Here is a 20,764-nt window from a genome sequence, read left to right on the forward strand (position 1 = left end):
GTCAACTGGAAAAGGAGGGCAATACCGAATCTGTAAGCTCCAGCATCGGCAGGCATCTATCAGAGATAGTTGATTGACCGCTGATTTTTAGCCACCAATGAAATGCTTCAGCCCCTTGCATAACCTATTTCCATAGGTAGAATTACACCATATAGGTACCAAGGAACAAAGTGATGGCTCTCAGCATAAAAGATCCGGAGACAGAACGTCTTGCCCGGGTATTAGCGGATAAAACCGGTGAAACGATTACGTTGGCAACACGGCGTGCGCTTGAAGAGCGCCTCCGTGGCGTGGGAAGCCGGGCCGGAAAAGATATGCTTTTGGAAGAACTGGCAGCAAGCCGCCGGCGCCTGGCCGCGCTTCCGGTGCTGAATAATCGTTCGGCAGAAGACATTCTCGGCTATGATGAAAACGGGCTACCAAGCTGATGGTGATTGACACGTCTGCTATTGTTGCGATTGCGCTGAGTGAGCCAGATGCCGAGACACTTGAGCGAAAGATCATAGATGCGCCACTGCGCCTTATGTCTGCGGCATCCCTCCTCGAATTGACGATGGTGATTGAAACCCGCCTGGGAGAGGCCGGCGTCGCAGAGATTGATCTATGGCTCCACAAGGCAGGCGTCGAGTTTACCCCGGTCGATGTCGAGCAGGCCTATGTGGCGCGGCAAGCCTGGCGGAAATTCGGCAAGGGCCGACATCCCGCCAGTTTGAATTATGGCGATTGCTTCTCCTATGCGTTGGCCGCCACGCGCAATGAACCGCTTCTCTTCAAGGGCGAAGACTTTTCCCGCACAGATATCATGGTGGCTTGAGCGTAAACCCCATCAAGAATGCTTGGGATGCGTGATGTCGTCATGCGGCTTCAAAAAATACCGGCGGGCAATGTCCCAGTAGCTGTTATAGACGAGCCCACCATTGGTGCCGATCAGGGACTCGCGGTGACGGCGATAGACCGACGGCAGCTGGTACCAGGAAATGCCGGGTTTGAGGTGATGCAGCACATGCAGGTTGTTGTAGAGAAACAGCAGCCCGAACAAATGGCTGTTCTCGACGATCGCCGTGCGCTCCTCGTGCCGTTCGGCGTAACGGTGCTCGGCATAGGACCGCAACCGTGTCAGTGCCGCCCCGAGATAGACGAAGCCAAAGAAATAGAGCCAGAACGGCATGCCGCAGATCACCGTGACCCAGAACAGCACGGCAGCGGCACCCACCATGTGTACCGCCCAGATGCGCGCCCGGCCGGGTTCGCCGGCTATCAGCAATCGCACCTCCTGCGCCAGAAAGCTCGCCAGCATGACCGCAGGCCCGATCGTCAGCCGCCCGAACAGCGTCGTGTTCCAGCGTGCCAGGAGCTTGCCGGCTGTTCCCAGCCGCTCCCAGGTCGCGCGGGTAAAATAGGAGGATTCCGGGTCCTCGATCGGGTCGGTCAGATGCTCGTCGCGGTGATGCTCCAGATGGCTTTCGCGGTAGATCGGATAGGGCAGCCAGAGTGACAGGGGGATCGAGCCGATCGCATCGTTGATGTGCTGATTGCCGGTCGGATGCCCGTGGATAACCTCATGCTGCAGCGATCCCTGCCAGGCGGTCAGCCAGCCTCCTATAAGCGCCACGGCGATGACCGGCAGCGATTGCCACCAGAATGTCAGCGCCAGAAAGCCGCCATAGATTGCAACTGCCAAAAAAACCGTCGGCCATTCCAGACGGCGGGCCGGGATTTTGATGATGTAGGACGGCGTGTTGGGCATGCACTGATATCCCCCGGAAGTAGAAGGAAATTACAGCGCCGCACCAGTTTTAGATAACTATGTTGATTTATTTTATAGACTATTGGAGAAAAATCTTTCGCCTTGCGCGCCACCACCGGCAGCTTTCATCCTCCGCCAGCGTGTTTCCCTTAGAGCCTCGTACGATCAATGAGGCTCTAGACCCACGATGCTCGGGTCTTCGGCAGGCGGCCATCCGGATCGACCACGTCGAGACGCGGCGCACCCTTTCCGTTCCAGCGCCAGAGCGCCACGCAGGTCCCGCCCGGCGACATGAAGGATGGATAGACGACGCCGTCAAACCCGTCGGCGATCAGCCGCTGCCGCAGATGGTGGGTCGGCGGCACCTTGCCCGCGTCGAGAAGCATCCGCCATTCGCAATGATGAATGTCATCCGGCATGGCAAGACCGGACAATATCTGCGGATCCGTGAGATCGGCGAGTGCCGCCTGCTTGAGATCGAGCTGCGCGATCAGCGCCGGATGCTGGACAAAACCCTGGTTGTATTCGGCCCAGGCGGTCGAGAGTTCGCGGGCCGCGTAGATGGTGGCTGCACCCACCGGGTTCCAGCGTCCGCCAAAACGGGCCGCCCCCTCGCCTGAAAGCGGCGCGAAGGCCCATTGCGGCACGAAGGCGCGCCACAGCGTCAGCGTCTGCCGGACCGTGTCAGGCATAAACGCCGGATCGCACCGCCTCGAGATAGGCCAGCACCTTGTCCGATTTGCCTTCGCTCACCAGATCATAAGCGGTCTTGCCCGCCCAGCCGGGGATCGGCTGATGCTTGAACCAGATGGTCGCGCGGTTGTCGTCCCCAGCCATTTCGCTGGCCATGGAAAGGATGCGCACGACATGGCTCAGCGCATGATCCACCTTGCGCGCGCCGGATTTCGCGTTCAACGTATTGCGGGCAACGCCGATCAGCTTGGCAAGCTCGGACAAGGTGACACCGAGCTGCTTGGAGACCCGCTCCGCCGACAGAAACGGCGATTGACCGTCACCAAACCGGCTTGCCGTCATATCAAAGCTCAAAGCTGTCATGACATCATCCTAACACATATTGATAAGTCTGATATCAAAATATGCTCAAACCCTGCGCATTTCAAGCGCAAGGTTGGATTAATCCGGCACGCGCCAAGAGGGCGTGCGCTTTTCCAGAAAAGCCGAAATCCCCTCCCGTGCCTCATCCGTCTCCCAGACATCGGCCAGGCGCACGATCGTCGCCGCGATGACCTCATCGGTGATCGGCATGCCCAGCGACCGCGCCAGCGCCTTGGATTGCCCAACGGCCCCCGGCGCAACCTGCAGATAGGGTGATATTTCCGCCTCCACCGCCGCATCGAGATCGTCCAGTGACACCACGCGCGTCAGGAGCCCTGCCGCCTGCGCTGCCTGCGCATCCAAAATTCTTCCCGACATGAACAGCGGCCGCGCCTGCCCCTCGCCAATCCGCGCCACCACATAGGGGCTGATCGTCGCCGGGATCAGCCCGAGCCGCGTTTCCGTCAGTCCGAACTTCGTGGTTTCGGCCGCAACCGCCACATCGGCGATACACAAAAGCCCGACGCCGCCGCCAAAGCTATTGCCCTGAACGCGGGCAATCACCGGCTTTGGCAGATCGTTCAGCGCCTTGAACATCAGCGCCAGCCGCCTAGCCTCCGCCATGCGCCCCGCCCGGTCCGCCTCGATCTGCGCCTTCATCCAGCCGAGATCGCCGCCGGCACAAAAGCTCACGCCATCGGCCGCTAGGACAACAGCGCGAACGGCTGTATCCGCCCCCAGCAACCGGGCAACCGTGGTCAATTCGCCGATCATCGTGCCGGACAGGGCATTGTGCTTGTCCGGCCGCGCCAAGGTCAGCGCCGCCACGCCCCTGCAGTCAACTGAAACGCGGATCGTCTCGTAGGTCATGCCGGACTCCTCAAGCCGCGCGCAAACATCGAGGCCGCCTCAAGCGCCTGCGCATCCAGGCCGGTCACAAAGCCGCGCGCCCTCACATAGGCGTCCACCTTCAGCGTATCCACGTTGCCCTTGGCACCCGGTGCATAGGGACAGCCGCCAAGACCGCCGGCCGAGGCATCGAACACCCGGATGCCGCGCTCCAGCGCCACGCCGATATTGTCGAGTGCCCGGCCGGATGTGTCGTGGAAATGCCCGGCAAGCCTTTCGGCGGGGATAGTGTCCAGCACCGCCGCCAGCATCCGGTCCACCGCTTCCGGCGTGCCCCGGCCAATCGTGTCGCCAAGGCTGATTTCGTGGCAGCCAAGCGCCAGCAACTGCCCTGCGACATCCGCAGCATTTGCGGGCGGGACAGCACCGTCATAGGGGCATTCCACCACACAACTGACATAGCCGCGCACCGCAATTCCGTGCGCGCGCGCAGCCTGCGCCACCGGGCGAAACCGCTCGATGCTTTCAGCGATCGAGCAATTGATATTGTGCCGCGAAAATCCTTCCGAGGCCGAGGCAAAGATCGCCACCTCGTCGGCGTCCGCTGCAAGAGCAGCCTCAAACCCTTTCATGTTCGGCGTCAAGACCGCGTAGCGCACCCCCGGCCGCCTGATGATCCCAGCCATCACTTCGGCAGCATCGGCCAGTTGCGGCACCCATTTCGGGCTGACGAAACTGGTCACCTCGATCCGCTCGAAACCACAATCCGACAATCTGTCGACCAGCGCGATCTTGTCGCGCGTATCGATCAACGCCTTCTCGTTCTGCAGCCCGTCGCGGGGCGCCATCTCGACGATGGAGACCCGGTTGGTCCTGTTGCCGGTGGGAGACATCAGGCCTCCTCGGGTTTCAGCATCAAGAGCACCGCACCCTCGGCCGTTTGATCCCCCTCGCCGACCAACAGGGTTTCGACAATCCCGTCGCGGCTTGCCGCAAGCGTCAGCTCCATCTTCATCGCTTCCATCACAATCAGCGCGTCGCCCTTCGCCACCGCATCACCCTGCCTGACGCGCACCAGCTTGATCAGTCCCGGCATCGGCGCCGTCAGGCGGTCGCTTCCGGCAGCAGTTTCGGCCTCGCCGTCCAGCGGATCGGGAATCTGAAAATCATAGGCGCGGCCATCCACCAAAAGCGTAAAGCCCCTGGCGATCTCAAGCCGCTGCAACCGGCTCTGGCGGCCATCGGCCTCGACATGGCAACCGCCCTCGAACCGGCCGGAAATCCTTACCGGAATGACCCGGCTGCTGCTGTTGACGGCAAAGAGGTCGAGACCCCGCGCCGCCACCCGCAGCACATGCCGCTCGCCATGATGATCCAGCGTCACCGTGCGCGTCGCCTGTCCCCAGATCTGCCAATGCCCGAGCGTGCGGAAGGGATCGCCGGCCGGCGGAACCTGCAGCGTGCCGAGCGACAGAACGGCCGCCAGCGCCAGCACCGTTTCGTCCGGCGCATCTGCCGCCGTCAGCGCCTCAACCTCCCGGTCGATCAGCCCGGTATCGGGATGTCCGGCAGCGAAATCGGCCTGGCGGCTGAGGCGCGCGAGAAAATCGAGATTGTTGGTGACGCCGCCGATATGGCTGTTTTCCAAGGCCGCCGTCAAACGCGCCAGTGCCGCCGCCCGCGTCGTGCCGTGCACGATCAGCTTGGCGATCATCGGGTCGTAGAAAGGGCTGATCCGGTCTCCGAGCCGCACCCCGGCATCGATCCGCACGCCCTCTTCCGGAAAACGGATATCCGACAGCGTGCCGGTCGATGGCAGAAAACCCCGCGCCGGATCCTCGGCATAGACGCGCGCCTCGAAGGCCCAGCCGTCGATCGACAGTTCCGATTGCTTCAACGGCAGCGGCTCACCATTGGCCACCCGCAACTGCCATTCGACGAGGTCGATGCCGGTGATCGCTTCCGTCACCGGATGCTCGACCTGCAGCCGCGTGTTCATTTCCATGAAGAAAAACCGGTCGGGCCAGAGCCCGTCGGAAACATCGGCGATGAATTCCACCGTGCCGGCGCCGCAATAATCGATGGCGCGGGCTGCCCGCACCGCCGCCTCGCCCATCGCCCGGCGCATTTCCGCCGTCATGCCCGGCGCCGGTGCTTCCTCGATCACTTTTTGATGGCGCCGTTGCAACGAGCAGTCCCGCTCGAACAGGTGCACGGCATTGCCATGCCGGTCGCCGAACACCTGGATTTCGATATGGCGCGGCTTCATCAGGTATTTTTCTATCAGCACCGCACCGTCGCCGAACGCCGCCTGCGCCTCCCGCCGCGCCGCATCCAGCGATGCAGAGAAATCCTCGGCACGATCGACCCGGCGCATCCCCTTGCCGCCGCCGCCGGCCCGCGCCTTGATCAACACCGGAAAGCCGATGATCCCGGCCTCTCCGGCCAGAAAATCGCCATCCTGATTTTCGCCGTGATAGCCGGGAACCACCGGCACGCCGGATTGCTCCATCAGCGCTTTTGCCGCGTCCTTCAGGCCCATTGCCCGGATGGCAGCGGCCGAAGGCCCGATAAAGGCCATGCCGGCCGCTTCGACCGCCTCTGCGAAATCCGCATTCTCCGACAGAAACCCGTAGCCGGGATGGATCGCCTGCGCGCCCGAACGCTGCGCCGCCGCGATGATGCGCCCGGCGTTCAGATAGCTTTCGCTGGCCGCCGCAGCCCCGATGCGAAAGGCCTCGTCCGCTAGTTCCACATGCAGCGCGCCGGCATCCGCATCGGAAAACACTGCGACGGTGCGAATGCCGAGCCGCCGCGCCGTGCGGATGATCCGGCAGGCGATTTCACCGCGATTGGCAACCAGTATCTTCGAAAACATCATTCTATCCCGGTTATTGCGCGGCGACGACTTCAACCTCGAGCAGCCAGCTTTCATCAAATATCCCGGCAATGATCACCGTCATCGCCGGTGCCAGGGCGCCCAGATATTCGGCCCGGATTTCCCGGTTGGCCATCGTATGGTGCCGGTCGGACAGATACATCGTGACCTTGACGATATCGGCCTTGCTCATCCCGGCCGCCTTCAGCTGCGCATCGACATTCAACCAGACCTGCCGCGCCTGCGCCTCAAAACCGGTTGGCAGCACATCGTCGCTATCGGCCGGGATCTGGCCGCTGACGAACAGGACCCGGCTAAAGTCCTCGATCCGCACCGCCTGCGCATAACCGCCGCGCGGCTGAGGGGCGTTTTTCGCGTTGAAAGCATCGCGTTTCATGGTCTTTCTCCTCACATCCTGAACAGGCCGAACCTTGTGTCGCCGATCGGTGCATTGAGCGCGGCGGATAAGGACAGCGCCAGCACGTCCCGGCTCTTGCGCGGATCGATGATACCGTCGTCCCATAGCCGCGCCGAGGCATAAAGCGGGTGGCTCTGCGTTTCGAACAGGTTCAGCACCGGCTGCTTGAACTGGGCCTCGTCCTCCTCACTCCAGGGCGTCCCCGCCCGCTTCAGCGCGTCGCCGCGCACCGTCGCCAAAACCCCTGCCGCCTGCTCGCCGCCCATCACAGAGATCCGGCTGTTGGGCCAGGTCCATAGGAAGCGCGGCGAAAACGCGCGGCCGCCCATGCCGTAATTGCCCGCCCCGAACGAGCCCCCGACCAGCATGGTGATCTTCGGCACCTTGGTCGTCGCCACTGCCGTCACCAGCTTGGCGCCGTGCTTGGCAATGCCTTCGGTCTCGTATTTCCGCCCAACCATGAAGCCGGTGATATTCTGCAGGAAAACCAGCGGAATCTTGCGCTGCGAGCAGAGCTCGACGAAGTGCGTGCCCTTCAGCGCCGACTCCGAAAACAGCACGCCATTATTGGCGATGATCCCGACGGGAATTCCGTGGATATGCGCAAAGCCGCAGACCAGCGTTGTGCCATAGCGTGCCTTGAACTCGTCCAGCCGCGAACCATCGACGATCCGGGCGATCACCTCGCGAATGTCATAGGGCGTGCGCAGATCCAGCGGCACGACACCGGCGATGTCGTCGGGATTGTAGGCCGGCTCTTCCGGCGCCTGCCGCTCGATGGTGGGTATGGACATCCGGTTGAGGTTGGCAACCGCGCGGCGCGCCAGCGCCAGCGCATGTGCATCGTCGCGCGCTAGGTGATCGGCAACGCCGGAAAGCCGCGTGTGCACATCGCCGCCGCCGAGATCCTCAGAGGACACGACTTCACCGGTCGCCGCCCGCACCAGCGGCGGCCCGGCGAGGAAGATCGTGCCCTGCCCCTCCACGATGATCGCCTCGTCCGACATGGCCGGGACATAGGCGCCCCCCGCCGTGCACGAGCCCATGACCACGGCGATCTGCGGGATGCCGGCCGCCGACATATTGGCCTGATTGTAGAAGATGCGGCCGAAATGATCGCGGTCGGGAAAGACCTCGTCCTGGTTCGGCAGGTTGGCGCCGCCGGAATCGACCAGATAGATGCAGGGCAGGTTGTTCTCGGCCGCGATCTCCTGCGCCCGCAAATGCTTCTTCACCGTCATCGGGTAATAGGTGCCGCCTTTGACCGTCGCATCGTTGCAGACGATCATGCAATCGCGGTCGGATACCCGGCCGATGCCCGTCACCAGCCCCGCCCCCGGCGCCTCGCCCTGGTAAAGCCCATGCGCCGCCGTCATCCCGACTTCGAGAAACGGCGTCGCCGGATCGATCAGCTGCGCCACCCGCTCGCGCGGCAGCATCTTGCCGCGGCTGACATGACGCTCGCGCGCCACCTCGCCACCCCCACCCACGGCCACCGCCGCCGCGTCCTCGACAACACGCATCGCCTGCGCCATCGCCGCGCTATTGGCGCGGAAAGCTTCCGAAGAGGACGAGATTTGCGAACGGATCACAGCCATGAATGTCCCTACCGGATAAGTTTCACGTCGCAGGCCAGATCGAGTTCCGACCAGACCCTATCGGTGGTAATGGCGGCGCTGCCATCGGCAGCAGCCAGCCCTATGCAGGCGCGGTCGGCAAAGGAAAGCCGTCTCGCGCGCGTATCCTTGCGCAGAACTGCGGCTTTTTCGGCTGAGGCGGTATCGAATGGCACGACCTCAAGCCGCAGCGCGCCCAGCCAAATGAACGCCTCCTCCGGCCCGAGACCCTTGTCGATCAGCTTTGCGCCGGCTTCCGAATAGTTGACCGCCGAAATGCGCGCACCGGCCAGATGGATCATCGCCTGCTCTGCGCCCGGCTCATTGAAAGCCATGGCGAGAACCGCAGACGCATCAAACACAGCGCCGCTCATTGCGCCTCCGCTTCCTGGCGCCGTTCGGCGATCAGTTCGTCGGACACAAGCGCACCGGCAGGCACCAGCCCCAGCGTTCGGCGCTGCAGCTGGCGCACCGCAACCATCGGCGATATCACCCGCAACTCGCCGTCCACGACACTCAACGTCACCCGTCCATCCTCGTCGAGCAGCATGGCCCGGCGCACGTCGTGCGGCAGCGCGATCGTTCCGTCCGGTGCCACCGACAGAAAGCGGAAGTCGATATTTCCGGGCGAAACCGATGCTGCCTCACGCGGCATCGCCTGTTCCTGCCGTGCAAGATACTCCTTTTTCCAATGGGAATATTGCGTAAACCCGGTGCCCTGGTTGCCGCCTTCGGCGATGTAGATATCCGCAACCTCTCGGCCGCTCGGCGGCGTGCCGTTCTTGGCAAGAAGCTCATCGCAAATCTGCCAGATGCGCGCTTTTTCCGAACCCGGCCGAACCGACAAATGCAACATATTCATCGAAATCTCCATTTAACAACATACAAATCGTACATTATGTTAAACGTAATGTAAAACGATAAACACATCTCTATGCCGTCTCATTGAAAAGCTCCCGCCCGATCAACATGCGCCGGATTTCCGATGTTCCGGCGCCGATCTCGTAAAGCTTGGCATCCCTCAGCAGCCGGCCGGCCGGATAGTCGTTGGTGTAACCATTACCCCCCAGCACCTGGATGGTTTCGAGCGCCAAGGCCGTTGCCCGCTCCGCCGCATAGAGAATGCAACCGGCCGCATCCTTGCGCGTGGTTTCGCCGCGATCGCAGGCTGCGGCCACGGCATAGACATAGGCGCGCGCCGCATTCAGCGTCACATACATGTCGGCGATCTTGCCCTGCATCAGCTGGAATTCGCCGATCGGCTGGCCGAACTGTTTTCGCTCGTGCAGATAGGGAACCGCGACATCCAGGCAGGCTGCCATGATCCCGAGCGGCCCGGCCGACAGGACCACGCGCTCGTAGTCGAGACCCGACATCAGGATGCGCACGCCGCCGCCCACGCTTCCCAGCACATTCTCCTCCGGCACTTCGCAATCGCTGAAGATAAGTTCGCAGGTATTGGAGCCGCGCATGCCGAGCTTGTCGAGTTTCGGGCCGGTCGAAAATCCGGCAAATCCCTTTTCGACCAGAAACGCGGTAATGCCGCGCGGCCCGGCCTCGGGATCGGTCTTGGCGTAGACGACCAGGACATCGGCGTCCGGACCGTTGGTGATCCACATCTTGTTGCCGTTGAGCACATAGCGATCACCGCGCCGCTCAGCCCGCAGCTTCATCGACACGACATCCGACCCCGCTCCGGGCTCCGACATGGCGAGCGCACCGACATGAGCACCGGAGATCAGTTTGGGAAGATATTTGGCCTTTTGGGCCTCCGAGCCGTTGCGGTTGATCTGGTTGACGCAGAGATTGGAATGGGCGCCGTAGCTCAGCGCCACCGAGGCCGAGGCCCGGCTGATCTCCTCCATCACAACGCAATGGGCAAGATAGCCAAGGCCGATGCCACCATAGTCCTCGCCGGCCGTGATCCCGAGCAGGCCGAGTTCGCCCAGTTCCTGCCAGAGCGGCATCGGAAAGCTGTTGCTGCGGTCGATGTCGGCCGCCTGCGGCGCAATCCGTTCGCTCGCAAAGCGCCGCACGGTCTCGCGCAAAGCGTCGAGGTCGTCGCCCAAGGCAAAATTCAAGCCGCCGGAATACATCGGGCCTCCTCCCTGTCGGATCGCTGCCGCAACGAAAGAAGAGAACGATATTCCACTCAGCCTCGAAACCGGCCAGGGATATCTGCGCTCCTCCCGCTGCAGCCGCCGCTGCAAGACGGCGGGGCAGCGGACTCCTCTCCGCCGCACCCACCGGTTTTTCGAGACTAACACAGCCTCAAAACAATTTCCGAACCAAGACAGGCGCTTGCGCGCATGATTTGTAAAAAATCGCCCGGTCAAACCGCTTGATCGAGGCGGACACGCCGAGGTCAGTAAGCGATAAACAGTGACCCTCGCCGCCCATGATCGCAATTGCCCTTGCGCAAAATGCCTGCAATCGCCAAGACGAGAAGGAATAATCGGCAACGGGCGGATCATGACGGCAAAACAGATCGCAATCATCGGCGGCGGACCGGCGGGCCTGATGGCGGCGGAGATGCTGTCTGCGTCCAGCCATGCGGTGACCGTCTATGACGGCATGCCGACCTTCGGGCGGAAGTTCCTGCTTGCCGGCAAGTCCGGGCTCAACATCACCCATTCCGAAGATTACCATCAATTCGCCGCCCGTTTTGGCGCCGCCTCCGGTCGCCTGCGCGCGGCACTGGATGCCTTCACCCCGTCAGACGTGCGCGCCTGGGCGTCCGGCCTTGGCACGGAAACCTTCACCGGCACATCCGGACGCGTGTTTCCAACCGCCATGAAAGCCTCGCCGCTTTTGCGCGCCTGGCTGAAGCGGCTGGAAGCGCAAGGCGTGACACTGATGCCACGCCACCGCTGGACGGGATTTTCCGGAACCGATCTCACCTTCGAAACCCAGAATGGCCCTAAAACCATCCAGAGCGACGCGACCCTTCTGGCCCTCGGCGGCGCCAGCTGGCCGCGTCTGGGCGCCGACGGCAGCTGGATTCCATTGCTACTAGACAAGGGCGTTGATATCACGGGCTTCCAGCCCGCCAATTGCGGCTTCGACGTCGATTGGAGCGATATCTTCAAAGAGCGCTTTGCCGGCGCCCCGCTCAAATCCGTCACGACTACCTCGGACGCCGGCACGTTTCCGGGCGAATTCGTCATCTCCCGGCACGGCATCGAAGGCAGCCTCGTCTACGCCCATTCGGCAGCTCTTCGGGACAATCTTAACCGGGAAGGTCACGCCGCCCTCACCGTGGACCTCGCTCCCGGCCGCAGCCTTGAGCGCCTCGAAAAGGACCTGGCGCGGCAAAGCGAAAAAGCCAGCCTTGCCAACCGCCTGCGCAAAGGTGCGGGCCTGGAAGGCGTCAAGGCTGCCCTGGTGCGGGAACTCGCCTCTCCGTCAATGCTCAATGACCCCGCCCTTCTGGCCAGCCGGATCAAAGCAATTCCGATTCCCGTCATCCGCCCCCGCCCCATCGCCGAGGCGATATCCTCGGCGGGCGGCATCCGCTTCGATGCTCTCGATCAGAATTATATGCTGAAATCTCTTCCGGGTGTCTTTGCCGCAGGCGAAATGCTGGACTGGGAAGCCCCGACAGGTGGCTATCTTCTGACCGCCTGCTTTGCGACCGGACGTGCGGCGGCAGGAGGCATTAACAACTGGCTGCTGGGGCGGGCTTGATGAACCAACGCCGTCGCACGACGATATAAGCGGCCCCACTTCATAAAAACATGTCGATGAAATACGGTTTCATCGACATGTTATTTCCCTATGTCGATGCCATCGACAGATTATCAAATCAGTTCCGCTTCTCCTGCTTGCGCATCGGCATCTGATCGATCAAGTCGAACAGCACGGCCGCTTGCACCACCTCGTCCGTACGGAATTTTACCGAGCCATCCTTGCCAACCAGCGCCAACGCAAAAAAGCCGTTGGTGACATCGAGATCGGAGCGGATGGCGTAGCAGTTGAGGTCGTATTCCGGCCCAAACAGCGCCTTGACCTCGTTGCGTTCGACTTCCAGAACGATCATGTCCCGCTCGCGCAGACCGTCCGCCTCGGCCAGTAGCAGGCTGGCCTGCCGCGCCGCGTCGATATGGCTGTCATCGGGAAAGATGATCACGACCCGGTAACGCCATTCGAAATCTGCGAGACTCATTCCACCTTGCTGCGGATCGATTTCGATACCCGAGACAGCCGCCGACAATGACTTCAGCATCGCCGTTATCCTCTTCGTTGAACCATGAGGATATTAACCGGTAATACGGGGTTTGGTTCCGCAAAGCCCGTGATCGCACACTCACTGCACCAGAATAGCCCGGAAATCGTTGACATTGGTGCCCGTCGGCCCCGGCTTGAAAATGTCGCCGACCGCATCGAATGCGGACCAGGCATCGTTCCGGTCAAGGAGCGCTGCACCATCGATCCCGGCGGCCACCAGGCGCGCAACACTTGTCGCATCGGCAAACGCACCTGCATTGTCCTCCGACCCGTCGATCCCGTCGGTATCGGCAGCCAGCGCCGAAATTCCCTCGGTGCCATCGATGCCAAGCGCCAGGGACAGCAGGAATTCGCTGTTGCGACCGCCCTTGCCCTTGCCCCTTATCGTCACCGTCGTTTCACCGCCGGAGAGCATGACCACCGGCTTTTGGAAAGGCCGGTTTTTAACCGCGACCTCGCGGGCAATCGCCGCATGCACGCGCCCGACTTCCCGCGCCTCGCCCTCGATCGCATCGGACAAAATGACCGCCTCGACGCCAGCAGCCCGCGCCGTCTTCGCCGCAGCTTCCAGCGAAACCGCAGCAGACGCCACAAGGCGGACTTCGTTGCGGCGAAACGCTTGGTCTGTGGGTTTGGGTGCTGCAGACGCCTCGCTGCGGATGAACGCCATCACTTTTTCCGGCAATTCCAGCCGGTAGCGCTCGATCTGGCGCAGGGCATCCTCGCGGGTGCTGTCATCGGGGATGGTCGGCCCGGAGGCCACCAGCGCCGGATCGTCGCCGGGAATATCCGAGACCACCAGCGACACGACGCGTGCCGGCCAAGCCGCTTGCGCAAGCCGCCCGCCCTTGATGCCGGAGACGTGTTTGCGGATTGCATTCATCGCGCTGATCGGCGCACCGGAAGCCAGCAGCGCCCGGTTGACGGCGATCTCGTCGTCGAGCGTCAGGCCGCCCGCAGGCATGGGCAAAAGTGCGGAGCCGCCACCGCAGATCAGCGCCACCACCAGATCATCTTCGGTGAGCCCGCTCACCTCGTCCAGCAACCGCCGCGACGCCGTCAACCCGTTCTCGTCCGGCAGCGGATGCGATGCCTCCAGCACCTCGATCCGCTCGCAGCGCGCGCCATAGCCGTAGCGCGTCACGACCGCGCCGGTGAGCGGTCCGTCCCATAGCCGCTCGAAGACCTGAGCCATCTGCGCCGCCCCCTTGCCTGCGCCGATCACCACGGTGCGGCCCTTCGGCTTTTCCGGCAGGTTGGCGGCGAGCACCCTGGCCGGGTCGGCGGCGGCGACCGCCGCATGAAACAGGCTTTCCAGAAAGGCTTTCGGGTCGGCGATCACGGCCATGTCTTCATCCTCATTCCATAAAAAAACCGGGCGGCCCTCCTCCTGGCCGCCCGGTCCTTGCCGTCAGGCGACCGCGTGGTTGGCCATGCGTTCGAGAGCCGTGACGAGGCCCGAATGATCAAGCCCGGCATCGCCATGGGCAGCGCAGCTGTTGAACAGCTCCTGCGTCGCTGCCGTGTTCGGTAGGGAAACGCCGATGGCCTTTGCGCCCTGCAGGGCGAGATTGAGGTCCTTCTGGTGCAGCGAGATCCGGAAGCCCGGATCGAAGGTGCGCTTGACCATGCGGTCGCCATGCACTTCCAGAATACGCGAGGAGGCAAATCCGCCCATCAGGGCTTCGCGCACCCTGGCCGGGTCCGCACCGGCCTTCGACGCAAAGACCAATGCTTCCGCGACAGCCTCGATGGTCAGCGCGACGATGATCTGGTTGGCGACCTTGGTCACCTGCCCGTCACCGCAATCGCCGACCAGCGTGATGTTCTTGCCCATCAGCTTGAACAGCGGCAAAGCCCGCTCGAAACTGCCCTCGGTGCCACCGGCCATGATCGAAAGCGACGCGTTCTTCGCGCCGACTTCACCGCCCGAGACCGGAGCGTCCATATATTCGGCGCCGGTTTCGCGCACCTTCTTGGCAAATTCCTTGGTGTCGATCGGCGAGATCGAGCTCATGTCGATCAGCAGCTTGCCCGCCGACAGGCCGGAGGCGACGCCGTTTTCTCCGAACAGGACATCCTTTACATCCGGCGTGTCCGGCAGCATCAGGATGGTGATATCGACCTTTTCGGCCAGCGCCTTCGGCGTTTCGGCAAATTGCAGGCCGTTATCGATGAGTTCCTGCTTCGGCGGAATGTGGAATTTCGAGGTGACAACGGTATGGCCGGCATCCTGCAGGTGGCGCGCCATCGGCGTGCCCATGATACCCAGTCCGATAAAGCCGATTGTGGCCATGATGCTTAGCTCCTGATCTTGATAATGTCTGCGCTGCGGGCTGTGGTCGCGGATGCGAGCCAGCCGAGCCCTTCGGATGTCGTGGTGCGCGGCTTGTATTCGCAGCCGATGAAACCGTCGTAACCGGCCGTATCCAGCGCCGAAAAGACGAAGGGGTAGTTGATTTCGCCGGTGCCCGGCTCGTTGCGGCCGGGATTGTCGGCCAGCTGCACATGCGCGATCTGCGCCTGGTATTTTTTGAACGTGCCGATCAGCTCACCCTCGGTACGCTGCTGGTGGTAGAGATCGTACTGGATGAACAGGTTGTCGCTGCCGACCTCCTTGATGATCGAGGCCGCCTGCTCCACCGTGTTGAGGTAGAAGCCGGGAATATCGAACCGGTTGATCGGCTCGATCAACAGCCGGATGCCGTGTTTGCCGAGTTCGCTTGCGGCCAATCGCAGATTGGCAACGAAGGTCGCCCGCAGCACGTCGTCGGAGACGCCGACTGGCGCGATGCCGGAGAGGCAGTTGATCTGCGTGCAGCCGAGTGCGGTCGCATAGTCGATGGCCTGTGCCACGCCGCGGCGGAATTCGTCGATCCGGTCGGGCAGGACGGCAATGCCGCGCTCGCCGGCGGCCCAGTCGCCGCCCGGCAGGTTGTGCAGCACCTGCGTCAGGCCGTTGACCTCAAGTGCTGCCTTCAGAGCCTTCGCCTCGAAATCGTAGGGGAAGAGATATTCCACCGCCGTGAACCCGGCCTTGGCGGCCAGTGCGAAGCGGTCGAGGAACGGCACCTCGTTGAAAAGCATGGTCAAATTTGCCGCAAACTTAGGCATGAGAAGTCCTCCGTCTTTTTGATCAGTCGAGCAGCGCCAGGATCGCGGTCGGCGCATCCTCGCCGCGTTCGGCCAGTTCCTCGAACTCGACCACCGCATTGATGTCGGCGCCCATCGAAATATTGGTGACACGCTCGAGGATGAATTCGATGACGACGGGCACCTGGTGCTCGTTCATCAGATCCTTCGCCCGCGAAAAAGCCTCCTGGAATTCGTTGGGGCTCCGGACCCGGATCGCCTTGCACCCAAGCCCTTCCGCCACCGCGACGTGATCGACGCCGTAGCCCTTTTCCGCATCGCCGGAAGCGTTGATATTGTCGAAGGCGAGGCTCACTTCGAAATCCATGTTCAGCCCGCGCTGCGCCTGGCGGATGAGGCCGAGATAGGAATTGTTCACGACCACATGCAGGTAAGGCAGCTTGTGCTGGGCGCCGACGGCCAGCTCCTCGATCATGAACTGGAAATCATAGTCGCCCGACAGCGCCACGATCGTCCGCTCCGGATCGGCCGCCCGCACGCCGAGCGCTGCCGGCAGCGTCCAGCCAAGCGGTCCCGCCTGGCCGCAATTGATCCAGTTGCGCGGCTTGTAGACATGCAGGAACTGCGCGCCGGCGATCTGGCTGAGCCCGATGGTCGAGACGTAGCAGGTGTCGCGGCCGAATGCCTTGTTCATTTCCTCATAAACACGCTGCGGCTTCAGCGGCGTCTGGTCGAAATGCGTCTTGCGCAGCATCGTCCGCTTGCGCTCGCGGCATTCCTGCGCCCAGTTGGACCAATCCTTCAGCTTGCCCGCCGTCTTCCATTCGGTGGCGACATCGAGGAACAGCTTGAGTGCTGCACCGGCATCCGAGACGATGCCGAAATCCGGCGCAAACACCCGGCCGATCTGGGTCGGCTCGATATCGACATGCACGAAGGTGCGGCCCTCGGTATAGGTCGGCACATTGCCGGTATGGCGGTTTGCCCAGCGGTTGCCGACACCCAGCACGAAATCCGAGGCTAGAAGATTGGCATTGCCGTAGCGGTGCGAAGTCTGCAGCCCGCACATGCCGGCCATCAGCGGATGATCGTCGGGGATCGTGCCCCAGCCCATCAGCGTCGGAATGACCGGGATGCCGGTGATTTCGGCAAATTCGGTGAGCAGATCGGACGCATCGGCATTGATGATACCACCACCGGCGACGATCAGCGGACGGTCCGCCGCGTTCAGCATGGCGATCGCCTTTTCGGCCTGCGCCCGCGTCGCGGCTGGCTTATAGGCCTCCAGCGGCGCGTAGGTATCGATATCGAATTCGATTTCGGCCAGTTGCACATCGACCGGCAGGTCGATCAGCACCGGACCGGGACGGCCCGACCGCATCAGGTGAAACGCCTTCTGGAACACGAACGGCACCAGCGCCGGCTCCATTACGGTGACGGCCCATTTGGTCAGCGGCCCGGCAATCCGGGCGATATCGACCGCCTGAAAATCCTCCTTGTCGAGGCGCGCACGCGGCGCCTGGCCGGTGATGCACAGGATCGGGATCGAATCCGCCTGGGCCGAATAGAGCCCGGTGATCATGTCGGTCCCGGCCGGACCCGACGTGCCGATGCAGACGCCGATATTGCCATGTTTGGCGCGGGTATAGCCCTCCGCCATATGGGAAGCGCCCTCGACATGCCGCGCCAGGATATGGCGCACCGAACCGCGCGCCTTCAGCGCCGAGTAAAAAGGATTGATTGCAGCCCCCGGAACCCCGAAGGCGCAATCGACGCCCTCCTTCTCCAGAACCAGAACCGCCGCATCGACTGCGCGCATTTTCGCCATGACTATTCCTCCATCGTGTGAGGATCAGGGTAGTCCAAAATTCCGGCCGGGCAATCACTAAATGGAAATCATTCCCACCCTATGGAAATAAACATCTTCAACGAATCCGCTATGAATGGCGGCGCTCTGGACCATGATAAATGGCTATGCATTCATCCGCAGCCGCACACTCCCTTTCTCACACGCGGGCAGAGCCGCGCACTCCCTCTTCTCCCCAGCGGGGAGAAGGTGGCGCAAAGCGCCGGATGAGGGGGCCAAACGCTCAGAACGTGCCGAACCGCCCCCTCATCGCCACCAACTGCCCATCAAAACCGTTCCGCTTTCATCAACGATGCAATATGTCATGCACGATCACACAAACCGGAGCCGACATGCCCGAAAAGCCACCATCCCCGGAACATCTGCGCGCCAAACCCGGCCGCAAGGCCAGTGAAAATGCCGTCCCCTCCTCCGTGCAGGTGCTCGACCGCAGCCTGAAGCTGCTCGATCTCGTCGCCAGCGGCGATGGTGCCGCGCTCACCGACCTGTCGGATCAGTCCGGCATGGCGCCCTCCACAGTCCACCGGCTGCTGACGGCGCTTGCGGGGCACGGCATGGTCACCCACGATACCGAGACCGGCGCCTGGACGATCGGGCTGAAAGCCTTCGAGATCGGCAATGCCTTCCTGCGCTTCCGCAAGCTCGGCACGATCAGCCGCCCCTTCCTGAAACAGCTGATGGAACACTCGGGCGAAACCGCCAATATCGGCATCGAGGATGGCGGCGATGTCGTCTTCATTTCGCAGGTGGAAAGCCACGCTCCGATGCGCGCCTTCTTCCGCCCCGGCCGCCGCGGCCCCATCCACGCCTCGGGCATCGGCAAGGCGATCCTGTCCACCTGGGAGACCGCCGCCATCGAACGCCTGCTGTCGCGCCAGCCGCTGACGCGCTTCACGGGAAAAACCCGCGATACCCTGCCCAGGCTCCTCAGCGATATCGAAACCATCCGCTCACGCGGCTGGTCGATCGACGACGAGGAACACACGCTCGGCATGCGCTGCCTCGCCGCCCCGATCTTCAACGAATATGGCGAGGCAATCGCCGGGATTTCCATATCGGGGCCAGCTGTCAGGCTCCCCGACGGGACGCTCGCGGCGCTGGGTCCGGTGGTGAAAGCCGCAGCCGACGGCGTGACGCAGGCCATGGGCGGACGCCGGGAAGACAGCCAAAAGCACAGCGCTTGAAGGACGCTGTGCTTCAGAATATCGGATCAGGCTGTTTCGGCCCGGCTCCCCGTCAGCTGCGCGCCGCCCAGTGGTGCCAGTCCTCTTCGCTGCCATGGAACACATTGAGATCGATCCGGCCTTCGACACCGTGCGAGAGCCCTGATCCCGAATATTGCCAGAACAGCCACTTGCGGCCCGGATAGACCTGCGACGGGTGCGCGGCCACCGAGCGTAACCAGAAGGGATAGTTCTTGAACTCGCCCGTCAGGTTGTCGCGGTAGAAATCCGGTGCGGTGTAGATCACCGGACGCTTGCGGTAATGGCGCTCCAGCTTGTCCATGAACACCTGCATCTTCTCGATCGCCTGGGCCCGCGACAGGCGATATTTGCAGCTGGATTCGCCGTTATATTCGACGTCGATGACGGGCGGCAGCGCGTCGGGGTCGCGCGGCACGTTGCGGATGAACCAGTCTGCCTGTTCGCCGGCGGTGCGGCACCAATAGAAGAAGTGATAGGCGCCGCGCTTCAGCCCGGCATCCTTAGCCCGTTTCCAGTTCGTCCTGAACATCGGGTCGAGATGGTCGCCGCCGTCGGTCGCCTTGATATAGGCGAAGTTCGCCCCTTGGGTGCGCAGCTTCGCCCAGTCCATCTCGCCCTGCCAGCGCGACACGTCGACGCCGTGCACGGCGAGCTTGCGCGGCGAGGCCTTGCCGAAATTGATCGGATGGGCATCGCGGAACTGGCGGCTGTAGATTTGCGCGCGCCGGGTGCGCGCGGTGCCGAGCCCCGGATTGTCCGGCATGATCATCGCCACCGGACGCTCGGCCGGAACTGCCATGCCTTCGGTCGTCACGGATTCGAACGCCTGCGATTGCGGCACCTGCCCGGCCCAGGCCAGTTGCTCGGGATGACTTTCCGCTTGCGCGATCACCGCGCCGACATCGGCGGTCGGCACTGGCCCTGCTGAGACGGAACTGGTCGTCTCCTTCGACGGCAGCCCCGCCACCAGGCTTTCCGGCCCGGAACTCGATGTGCAACCCGCCACCAGAAGGCCGGCAAGAAGGATCGCTGGAACAGCCGAAAAACGCATGAGACCCCGTACGCAAAACTAAAAACAGGCGGCACCCGCCCCACTGCCTTCAATTCCTAACGGAAAATTACCAACAAAGATTGAATCCGATCTTTCTCACATACAAACGGGCGCGGATAGGCTGCTGGCGGGTGAGATTTCCCCTCCGTATCCGGCCGCCACCGGGGACCCAACACCGCAAATATATTTAAAGATATGAGGCGCCGGCTGTACTTAGCCCCCGCCCCCGAATAAAATCATCCCCGCAAATCCCCGCTCCAAAGGCCCGTGCCATACTTCTTCCCGTCCCATCACGGATACACCGGTTTGCGTTGCCGGCGAGATGGGGCCGGTGCCCGGATGATGTTGCGAAACGCGCGCAAAATCCCCGGGGCTGCGTGAAAGGTGGTTCTCCTCCGGTTCGCCAATGAACCGGGCGTGTCGGGTTCGTCACGCCGTCTTCGACGGTCCAGGGCGAAACCCCGCCTTATTGAAAAGCCTGGCGGATAAGCGGCCGGGCTGGGGCATTGGANTTCCTTGAAAAAGAGAGGCGCAGAAGAACCTGAGAAGCGCGGCAAAAGACACTGAACGGGGCGCCGGAAGGCGTCATATAAACTTACTAACCTGCGGCACTTTCCAGCGCCCCGGCCAAGTCAGAATCAAGGATAACCACGGCGGATTTTTTCCGGGCGTGGCTATTGGGCGTTGCGCCACGATCTCCCTCTTCTCCCCAGCGGGGAGAAGGTGGCCCGCAGGGCCGGATGAGGGGGGCGAAGCC

At 62.5% G+C, this 20,764-nt stretch carries 21 protein-coding genes; 4 read left to right on the forward strand and 17 right to left on the reverse strand.

All coding sequences use genetic code 11. From position 1 onward, the window contains the following. Positions 1–173 precede the first annotated feature (173 nt). Both ASD32_RS04285 and ASD32_RS04290 read left to right on the forward strand, forming a co-directional pair. Positions 174–428, forward strand: a complete 255-nt coding sequence (locus ASD32_RS04285; RefSeq protein WP_060636658.1) for a type II toxin-antitoxin system VapB family antitoxin — start codon at positions 174–176, stop codon at positions 426–428. Continuing rightward, the gene (locus ASD32_RS04290; RefSeq protein WP_060636659.1) at positions 428–814 is read left to right on the forward strand and encodes a type II toxin-antitoxin system VapC family toxin; all 387 of its coding nucleotides are present in this window, start codon (positions 428–430) and stop codon (positions 812–814) included. Before ASD32_RS04285 ends, ASD32_RS04290 begins: the two co-directional genes overlap by 1 nt. Positions 815–826: 12 nt before the next feature. Here the strand turns inward: ASD32_RS04290 and ASD32_RS04295 are convergent, their stop codons facing one another. From ASD32_RS04295 to ASD32_RS04345, 11 genes are all read right to left on the reverse strand, one after another. Continuing rightward, positions 827–1,747 (reverse strand): fatty acid desaturase, encoded by a 921-nt coding sequence (locus ASD32_RS04295; RefSeq protein WP_060636660.1) that lies wholly within the window; start codon positions 1,745–1,747, stop codon positions 827–829. 176 nt (positions 1,748–1,923) lie between these two features. Further along, on the reverse strand, positions 1,924–2,439 hold the full coding sequence (locus ASD32_RS04300) for an RES domain-containing protein (RefSeq protein WP_060636661.1): 516 nt from the start codon (positions 2,437–2,439) through the stop codon (positions 1,924–1,926). Further along, positions 2,432–2,803 carry an antitoxin Xre/MbcA/ParS toxin-binding domain-containing protein gene (locus ASD32_RS04305; protein WP_060636662.1) on the reverse strand — a complete coding sequence of 124 codons (372 nt, stop codon included), beginning with the start codon at positions 2,801–2,803 and terminating at the stop codon, positions 2,432–2,434. The genes ASD32_RS04300 and ASD32_RS04305 overlap by 8 nt, the downstream gene beginning before the upstream one ends. Positions 2,804–2,881: 78 nt before the next feature. After that, positions 2,882–3,673 (reverse strand): crotonase/enoyl-CoA hydratase family protein, encoded by a 792-nt coding sequence (locus ASD32_RS04310; RefSeq protein ID WP_060636663.1) that lies wholly within the window; start codon positions 3,671–3,673, stop codon positions 2,882–2,884. After that, positions 3,670–4,545: a hydroxymethylglutaryl-CoA lyase gene (locus ASD32_RS04315; RefSeq protein ID WP_060636664.1), complete on the reverse strand. Its 876-nt coding sequence runs from the start codon at positions 4,543–4,545 to the stop codon at positions 3,670–3,672. The genes ASD32_RS04310 and ASD32_RS04315 overlap by 4 nt, the downstream gene beginning before the upstream one ends. After that, a complete protein-coding gene (locus ASD32_RS04320) occupies positions 4,545–6,530 on the reverse strand; it encodes an acetyl/propionyl/methylcrotonyl-CoA carboxylase subunit alpha (RefSeq protein WP_060636911.1) in 1,986 nt (661 codons plus the stop codon). The genes ASD32_RS04315 and ASD32_RS04320 overlap by 1 nt, the downstream gene beginning before the upstream one ends. 13 nt (positions 6,531–6,543) lie before the next feature. Further along, entirely contained in the window at positions 6,544–6,927 is a 384-nt protein-coding gene (locus tag ASD32_RS04325) for a RidA family protein (protein ID WP_060636665.1), read from the reverse strand. A gap of 11 nt (positions 6,928–6,938) precedes the next feature. Continuing rightward, positions 6,939–8,546, reverse strand: coding sequence for a carboxyl transferase domain-containing protein (locus tag ASD32_RS04330; RefSeq protein WP_060636666.1), 1,608 nt, complete (start codon positions 8,544–8,546; stop codon positions 6,939–6,941). 8 nt (positions 8,547–8,554) lie between these two features. Beyond that, complete coding sequence (locus tag ASD32_RS04335) at positions 8,555–8,938, reverse strand: type II toxin-antitoxin system VapC family toxin (RefSeq protein WP_060636667.1); 384 nt, start codon at positions 8,936–8,938, stop codon at positions 8,555–8,557. Continuing rightward, positions 8,935–9,426: a hypothetical protein gene (locus ASD32_RS04340; RefSeq protein ID WP_060636668.1), complete on the reverse strand. Its 492-nt coding sequence runs from the start codon at positions 9,424–9,426 to the stop codon at positions 8,935–8,937. The genes ASD32_RS04335 and ASD32_RS04340 overlap by 4 nt, the downstream gene beginning before the upstream one ends. Before the next feature lie 70 nt (positions 9,427–9,496). Further along, positions 9,497–10,660 (reverse strand): isovaleryl-CoA dehydrogenase, encoded by a 1,164-nt coding sequence (locus ASD32_RS04345; protein ID WP_060636669.1) that lies wholly within the window; start codon positions 10,658–10,660, stop codon positions 9,497–9,499. A gap of 376 nt (positions 10,661–11,036) precedes the next feature. On the opposite strand from ASD32_RS04345, the gene ASD32_RS04350 reads away from it, so the two are divergent. Further along, positions 11,037–12,251 (forward strand): TIGR03862 family flavoprotein, encoded by a 1,215-nt coding sequence (locus tag ASD32_RS04350; protein WP_060636670.1) that lies wholly within the window; start codon positions 11,037–11,039, stop codon positions 12,249–12,251. A gap of 118 nt (positions 12,252–12,369) precedes the next feature. On the opposite strand, the gene ASD32_RS04355 is transcribed toward ASD32_RS04350, so the two are convergent. The 5 genes from ASD32_RS04355 to gcl all read right to left on the reverse strand — a co-directional run bounded on the left by ASD32_RS04355 (position 12,370) and on the right by gcl (position 17,712). Further along, complete coding sequence (locus tag ASD32_RS04355) at positions 12,370–12,789, reverse strand: DUF4174 domain-containing protein (RefSeq protein WP_060636671.1); 420 nt, start codon at positions 12,787–12,789, stop codon at positions 12,370–12,372. 81 nt (positions 12,790–12,870) lie between these two features. After that, complete coding sequence (locus tag ASD32_RS04360) at positions 12,871–14,139, reverse strand: glycerate kinase (RefSeq protein WP_060636672.1); 1,269 nt, start codon at positions 14,137–14,139, stop codon at positions 12,871–12,873. Positions 14,140–14,202: 63 nt separating this feature from the next. After that, a complete protein-coding gene (locus ASD32_RS04365) occupies positions 14,203–15,087 on the reverse strand; it encodes a 2-hydroxy-3-oxopropionate reductase (RefSeq protein WP_060636673.1) in 885 nt (294 codons plus the stop codon). A gap of 5 nt (positions 15,088–15,092) precedes the next feature. Continuing rightward, positions 15,093–15,905 carry a hydroxypyruvate isomerase gene (hyi, locus tag ASD32_RS04370; RefSeq protein WP_060636674.1) on the reverse strand — a complete coding sequence of 271 codons (813 nt, stop codon included), beginning with the start codon at positions 15,903–15,905 and terminating at the stop codon, positions 15,093–15,095. A 22-nt stretch (positions 15,906–15,927) separates the two neighbouring features. Next, positions 15,928–17,712 (reverse strand): glyoxylate carboligase, encoded by a 1,785-nt coding sequence (gene gcl, locus ASD32_RS04375; protein ID WP_060636675.1) that lies wholly within the window; start codon positions 17,710–17,712, stop codon positions 15,928–15,930. Positions 17,713–18,083: 371 nt separating this feature from the next. Here gcl and ASD32_RS04380 point away from each other — a divergent pair, with 371 nt between their 5' ends. After that, positions 18,084–18,935, forward strand: coding sequence for an IclR family transcriptional regulator (locus tag ASD32_RS04380; RefSeq protein ID WP_060636913.1), 852 nt, complete (start codon positions 18,084–18,086; stop codon positions 18,933–18,935). A 52-nt stretch (positions 18,936–18,987) separates the two neighbouring features. Here ASD32_RS04380 and ASD32_RS04385 read toward each other — a convergent pair whose 3' ends face one another. Then, on the reverse strand, positions 18,988–20,007 hold the full coding sequence (locus ASD32_RS04385; RefSeq protein ID WP_060636676.1) for a GH25 family lysozyme: 1,020 nt from the start codon (positions 20,005–20,007) through the stop codon (positions 18,988–18,990). Positions 20,008–20,764: the final 757 nt, after the last annotated feature.

Source organism: Rhizobium sp. Root483D2 (assembly GCF_001426685.1).
Classification (GTDB): Bacteria; Pseudomonadota; Alphaproteobacteria; order Rhizobiales; family Rhizobiaceae; genus Pararhizobium; species Pararhizobium qamdonense.